The 5,787-nt window shown below is 68.8% G+C and carries 7 protein-coding genes; 1 reads left to right on the forward strand and 6 read right to left on the reverse strand.

What is annotated here, in order from left to right; genetic code table 11:
• Both VGC18_RS12920 and VGC18_RS12925 read right to left on the reverse strand, forming a co-directional pair.
• Positions 1-905 (reverse strand): branched-chain amino acid aminotransferase (locus tag VGC18_RS12920; RefSeq protein ID WP_331098018.1); only part of this gene is annotated, 905 nt, incomplete at its 3' end.
• A gap of 13 nt (positions 906-918) precedes the next feature.
• Positions 919-1,989, reverse strand: coding sequence for a 3-isopropylmalate dehydrogenase (locus VGC18_RS12925; RefSeq protein WP_331098020.1), 1,071 nt, complete (start codon positions 1,987-1,989; stop codon positions 919-921).
• A gap of 167 nt (positions 1,990-2,156) precedes the next feature.
• Between VGC18_RS12925 and VGC18_RS12930 the strand changes: the two genes are divergently transcribed.
• Positions 2,157-2,408, forward strand: coding sequence for a DUF6458 family protein (locus tag VGC18_RS12930; RefSeq protein ID WP_331098022.1), 252 nt, complete (start codon positions 2,157-2,159; stop codon positions 2,406-2,408).
• 256 nt (positions 2,409-2,664) lie between these two features.
• Here VGC18_RS12930 and serA read toward each other — a convergent pair whose 3' ends face one another.
• The 4 genes from serA to VGC18_RS12950 form a co-directional block, all read right to left on the reverse strand.
• Positions 2,665-4,254 (reverse strand): phosphoglycerate dehydrogenase, encoded by a 1,590-nt coding sequence (gene serA, locus VGC18_RS12935; protein WP_331098024.1) that lies wholly within the window; start codon positions 4,252-4,254, stop codon positions 2,665-2,667.
• A 98-nt stretch (positions 4,255-4,352) separates the two neighbouring features.
• Complete coding sequence (locus VGC18_RS12940; protein WP_331098026.1) at positions 4,353-4,733, reverse strand: hypothetical protein; 381 nt, start codon at positions 4,731-4,733, stop codon at positions 4,353-4,355.
• A complete protein-coding gene (locus VGC18_RS12945; RefSeq protein ID WP_331098028.1) occupies positions 4,730-5,137 on the reverse strand; it encodes a hypothetical protein in 408 nt (135 codons plus the stop codon). Before VGC18_RS12945 ends, VGC18_RS12940 begins: the two co-directional genes overlap by 4 nt.
• 31 nt (positions 5,138-5,168) lie before the next feature.
• The coding region (locus tag VGC18_RS12950; RefSeq protein WP_331098030.1) for an ATP-binding cassette domain-containing protein at positions 5,169-5,787 on the reverse strand (619 nt) is incomplete at its 5' end.

Genomic DNA, 5,787 nt, shown 5'->3' on the forward strand with positions numbered 1-5,787 from the left:
GCGACGCCCTCGCGCCACTCGTCGATGGCGACCCTGCGCTGCTCGACCCGGTGACCGCGGTCCTTGGCGAGCTGCAGCACGCTGTCGCGGGTGATGCCCTCGAGGATGCTGTTCGAGTCGGGGACGAGCAGGGTCCCGTCCTTCTTGACGAGCACGACGTTCATGCCGCCGAGCTCCTCGATGTACTTCCCCTCCTCTGAGTCGAGGAAGAGCACCTGATCGCAGCCGTGCTCGTAGGCCTCCGCCTGGGCGACGAGCGAGGAGGCGTAGTTGCCGCCGGTCTTCGCGGCGCCCGTCCCACCCTTGCCCGCGCGCGAGTACCGGGTGGAGAGCCAGATCGAGACCGGCTTGACGCCGCCCTTGAAGTAGGCGCCGGCCGGGCTCGCGATGACGTAGTAGTTGACCTTCTCCGCCGCGCGCACCCCGAGGAACGCCTCCTTGGCGAACATGAACGGCCGGATGTACAAGCTCGTCTCCCGCTCGGACGGCACCCAGTCGCCGTCCACCGCGATGAGCTGCCGAAGCGACTCGATGAAGTACTCGACCGGCAGCTCGGGAAGGGCGAGCCGGGCCGCGGACCGCTGCATCCGGCGGGCGTTCGCCTCCGGGCGGAAGCTCCAGATGGAGCCGTCCGCGTGCCGGTAGGCCTTGAGCCCCTCGAAAACCTCCTGCGCGTAGTGCAGCACCGCCGCGGCGGGGTCGAGCGCGATCGGGCCGTACGGCTGGACCCTGGGGCGATGCCAGCCGCCGCGGGCCGACCAGCAGATGTCCACCATGTGATCGGTGAAGTGCTTGCCGAAGCCGGGATTGGCGTGGATCTCGGCACGCTCGGTGTCGCTCTTCGCCTGGAGGTTCTTCGTCACCGCGAAGGTGAGGCCGGCCGTGTCGGCCAGGAGGTTGTGCATGATGGTCCTTTATCTAGTCCTGAAAGTATTCTGCGCTTGCTTGCACGGCGGCGGCGATCGCGTCGCCGATCTGGGAGGTGGAACGCGGGCCGCGGCGTGCGGCGAGGTCGGCCGCGACCGCCGTGTTCACCCTCGCCGCGGCATCCGCGAGCCCGAGGTGATCGAGCAGCAGCGCCACCGAGAGGATCGCGGCGGTCGGGTCGGCCGTCTGCGTGCCCGCGATGTCCGGGGCCGAGCCGTGCACCGGCTCGAACATGCTGGGGAAGGTCCGCTGCGGGTTGATGTTTCCCGAGGCGGCCAGTCCGATGCCCCCGCTGATAGCGGCGGCGAGATCGGTGAGAATGTCGCCGAAGAGGTTGTCCGTGACGATGACATCGAATCTACTCGGGTTCGTCACCAGGAAGATAGTCGCCGCGTCCACGTGCAGGTAGTCGACCGCCACCTCGGGGAACTCGGCTCCGACGGCGTCGACCGTGCGCTGCCAGAGCGAGCCGGCATGGACGAGCACGTTGGTCTTGTGCACGAGGGTGAGGCGGTGAGCCGGTCGCCCGCTCGCAACCTCGAAGGCGTACCGCACGACGCGCTCCACCCCGAAGGCCGTGTTGATGCTGACCTCGTTGGCGATCTCCTGCGGGGTGCCGACGCGGATGCCGCCGCCGTTGCCGACGTACGGCCCCTCCGTGCCCTCCCGCACGACGACGAAGTCGACCTCTCCCGGATCGGCCAACGGGGAGGCGACGGCGGGGAACAGGCGCGTCGGGCGCAGGTTGACGTAGTGGTCGAAGGCGAAGCGGAGCTTCAGCAGCAGACCGCGCTCGATGATGCCGCCGGCGAGCCGCGGGTCCCTCGGGTCTCCCCCCACCGCGCCGAGCAGGATGCCCTCGTGCCGCGCCAGCGCGTCGAGACCCTCCTCGGTCAGGATCTCGCCCGTCTCGAGGTAGTGGGTCGCGCCGAAGGGGAACTCGGTGATGTCGATCGTGACCTCCGCGGGAACGACCGCCCGCAGCACCTTGACCGCCTCCGCGACGACCTCTGGCCCGATGCCGTCGCCGGGGATGGTCGCAAGGCTGATGTTGCGGGGCATGGAAGGCTCCTCAAGGGGTCGAATCGTGGTGTTCTCCAGCGTACCGGCTGAGAGGAATGCCCCCCTTTCGGGGGACAGACGGGTACCATGACGGGTGGACACTGGAAGCGCGACGAGATCCGTCGCACTGAAAACAGTGTGATACAGCCAGCGAAAGGACTCAGCTCATGGGTATCGGAACGGGCATTTTTCTCTTCGTCGTCGGCGCGATCCTCGCCTTCGCCGTCAACGTCAGTGTCACCTGGGTCAATCTCGACCTGGTCGGCTACCTGCTCATGGGGGCGGGGGTCGTCGTCTTCGTGATCTCGATCATCCTGGTCGCCCGCAAGCGGTCCACGGTCTCCACCACGCGTAGCGCGGTCGACGCCGAGGGCAACGAGCGCGTCACCAGCCGCGAGACCAAGGGCGACGTGCTCTAACACAGAGCGCTCGACCACGAACGGGCGCGCTTCGCCATCGATCAGGCTCGAGGCGGAGCGCGCCGCTCATGCGGTCAGCGGATTCTCAGGACTTGGCGATCGCCGCCAGCGCGGCGATCACCGACACCGCCCCGAGCAGCACGATCACGCCGATGATCACCAGGAATGTGACGGCCATGGTCTGTCTCCTTACGCCCGACGCCGGTTGGTATCTCGATCGTAATCGCCCGCGCCGCGCGAGGGGCCGGGCTTTCGGCTATTCGGTGATGTCGATCTCGCGGAGCACGTCCGCCTGGATCGCGGCGCGCACCTTCTCGAGCAATCCCTCCGGAACCGGGGAGTCGACCGTCAGCACGCTGAGCGCCTGACCGCCGGCCTCCGTGCGGCTGATCTGCATCCCGGCGATGTTGATGCCGGCGTCGCCGAATTCCTTACCGTAGACGGCGACGATCCCCGGCCGGTCCGTGTAGACCATGACGATGAGGTGCTCCGCGACGGGCACCTCGACGTCGTACCCGTTGATCTCGACGATCTTCTCCACCTGCTTCGGGCCGGTGAGGGTGCCGGAGACCGAGATCTGCTCTCCGTCGCTCAACGCCCCGCGGATGGTCAGCAGGTTGCGGTATTCGTCGCTGACGGCATCCGTGATCAGCCGCACGGTGATGCCGCGCTGCTCCGCGAGCAGCGGTGCGTTCACGTAGCTGACCGACTCGCTGACGATGTTGGTGAAGATGCCCTTGAGGGCGGCGAGCTTCAGCACGCTCACGTCGAAGCCGACGATCTCCCCGCGGATCTCGACGTCCACGCTCGTGATCGGGCTGGGGGCGAGGCCGGCGAAGACCTGGCCGAGCTTCTCCATGAGGGGGATGCCGGGGCGGACGCTCGGATCGATGATCCCGCCGGCCACGTTCACCGCGTCGGGGACCAGCTCGCCGGACAGCGCGAGGCGCACCGACTTGGCGACCGAGACGCCGGCCTTCTCCTGCGCCTCGTCTGTCGACGCCCCGAGGTGCGGGGTGGTGACGACGTTCGGCAGGCCGAGGAGCGGCGAGCCGATCGGCGGCTCGTGCACGAACACGTCGAGTCCCGCGCCGGCGATGGTGTTCTCCGTGAGGGCGCGGTAGAGGGCGTCCTCGTCGATGAGACCGCCGCGCGCGACGTTGACGATGAACGCGGTGGGCTTCATGAGGGCGAGCTGGGCGTCCGAGATCATGCCGGTCGTCTCCGCCGTCTTCGGCATGTGGATGGTGACGAAGTCCGACTGGGCGAGCAGTTCGTCGAGCGGCAGCAGGGTGACACCGAGCTGCTGGGCGCGGGCGGCCGTCACGTAGGGGTCGTAGGCGACGATCTTCGTGCCGAAGGCCTGCATGCGGGCGGTGATCAGGGCACCGATGCGGCCGAGGCCGATGATGCCGACGGTCTTCTCGAAGATCTCGACACCGGTGTACTTCGACCGCTTCCACTGGCCCTCGGCGAGGGCGCCGTGCGCCGGCGGGATGTGACGGGCGAGGCTGAGGATGTGCCCCACGGTCAGCTCCGCAGCAGAGATGATGTTCGAGGTCGGTGCGTTGACGACCATGACACCCGCCTCCGTCGCCGACTTGATGTCGACGTTGTCGAGGCCGACACCGGCCCTGGCGACGACCTTCAGTGACTTCGCGGCGGCGATCGCCTCGGCATCGACCTTGGTCGCGGAGCGGATGAGGATCGCGCTCGCGTCGGAGATGGCGGACAGGAGTGCCGGGCGGTCGGTGCCGTCCACGGAGCGGATGTCGAAGTCGGGACCGAGGGCCTCGACGGTAGCGGGCGAGAGTTCTTCTGCGATCAGCACGATCGGCTTGGACACGAATGGATCCTTCGGTTAACGGGAGTTCCGCTACGACCACCTGCGAGCGGTGATTGAACTTTATCCCAGTCGCGCGGTGTGCTCCGGCACCTCGCGGATCAGGCGAGCGCCTCGACGCTGAGCGTGAGCGCGGAGACCACCGCGAGGCCGACGAGGAACACCAGGACGGTGCCGAAAACGGTCCTGCGCCGGGCCAGCAGGAAGGCGATCGTGTACACGACGGGAGCGAGCAGCAGGTCGACGACGAGCCAGGTCCACGGGGTCGCGACGGGGGCCAGGTCCACCGCGACCCTGGCGGCGTTGTACTGGCCGATCTGCGTGCTCACGCCGACGACGTTGGAGATCGCGGCGAAGAGCTCGTAGACGTAGAACAGCCCGAAGAGGATGGCGATGACGATCGTCGCCCGCCCGACACTCCGCCGCGGGACGGCCTCCTCCACGGCCTCGCCAGCGGCATCCGTGAGGCGCGCGCGGCTCATTTCGCCCCGATCGACAGGACGAAGGGAAGCGGCACCACGAGAACGACCCCGAGCAGCAGCCACAGCAGCCGGATGCCCGCCCTGCGCTCCCTGGCGAGGTAGAGGACCCCGACGAACCAGAGCGCGGGAGAGGCGACGGCCAACACCTCGCCCAGGCGGTACATGACCTCGAAGAAGGGGTTCGTCAGCGCCGTCGTGTTGCGCTGGACGGCGATGATCCAGCCGACGACGTAGAGCAGGAAGATCCCGCCGAAGACGCCGTAGGTGACGAGGAGGGCGGAGCTGAGGCCCGGCTCGGCCTCCTCCGGCTCCTCGATCGCCGTCGCGGCGAGCGGCGTCTCGACGTGAGTCGGATCGGTTTCCCCTCCCCAGGTGAGGGCGTCGTCGTCCGGGTCAACACTCATGCCAGCACCCTACCCGGTCGCAGCGAGGCGCTCAGGACGGGTAGGCGGCGATGTCGTCCGGATCGACGGAGAACCACGCCTCGCCGCCCGGCTCCAGGTCGAGGGACGCGGCCAGGCCGGGGCTCAGGTCGGCGAACAGGCCGCCGGCGCGCACCCGGACGAGGTCGCCCCGCGGCTCGAGATCGAGCGCGGCCGAGCGGAAGACGTTGGCCGCGGTCGGCCGATCCCTGTGCACCGTCACCGCGGTCGGACGGAACGCGGCGAAGACCTCGCCGTCGAGGGGGCGGCAGGTCAGCTCGAGCCCGTCCGGAGTCCTCAGCCCGGTGGCGGTGCCCGTCCCGCTGAGGAGATTGAGGCCGGCCAGCTCCGCCGTGAACGGATGCCGCGGATGATCGAGCACCTCCGCGGTCGCCCCCGTCTCCACGATCCTGCCAAGGTTCATCACGATGACGCGGTCGGCCAGCGTGAGCGCGTCGAGCACCTCGTGGGTCACCACGATCGCCGTCCGGGCCGCCAGCACCCGTCGCAGCATCCGTCTCAGGGTGGGGGCGACGGCGACGTCGAGGGCGGCGAACGGCTCGTCGAGCAGCAGGATGTCCGGCTCGGCGGCGAGCGCCCGTGCGATGGCGATCCGTTGCGCCTGACCGCCG

The organism is Lacisediminihabitans sp., from assembly GCF_036404185.1.
In the GTDB taxonomy this organism is placed as follows: Bacteria; Actinomycetota; Actinomycetes; order Actinomycetales; family Microbacteriaceae; genus Lacisediminihabitans.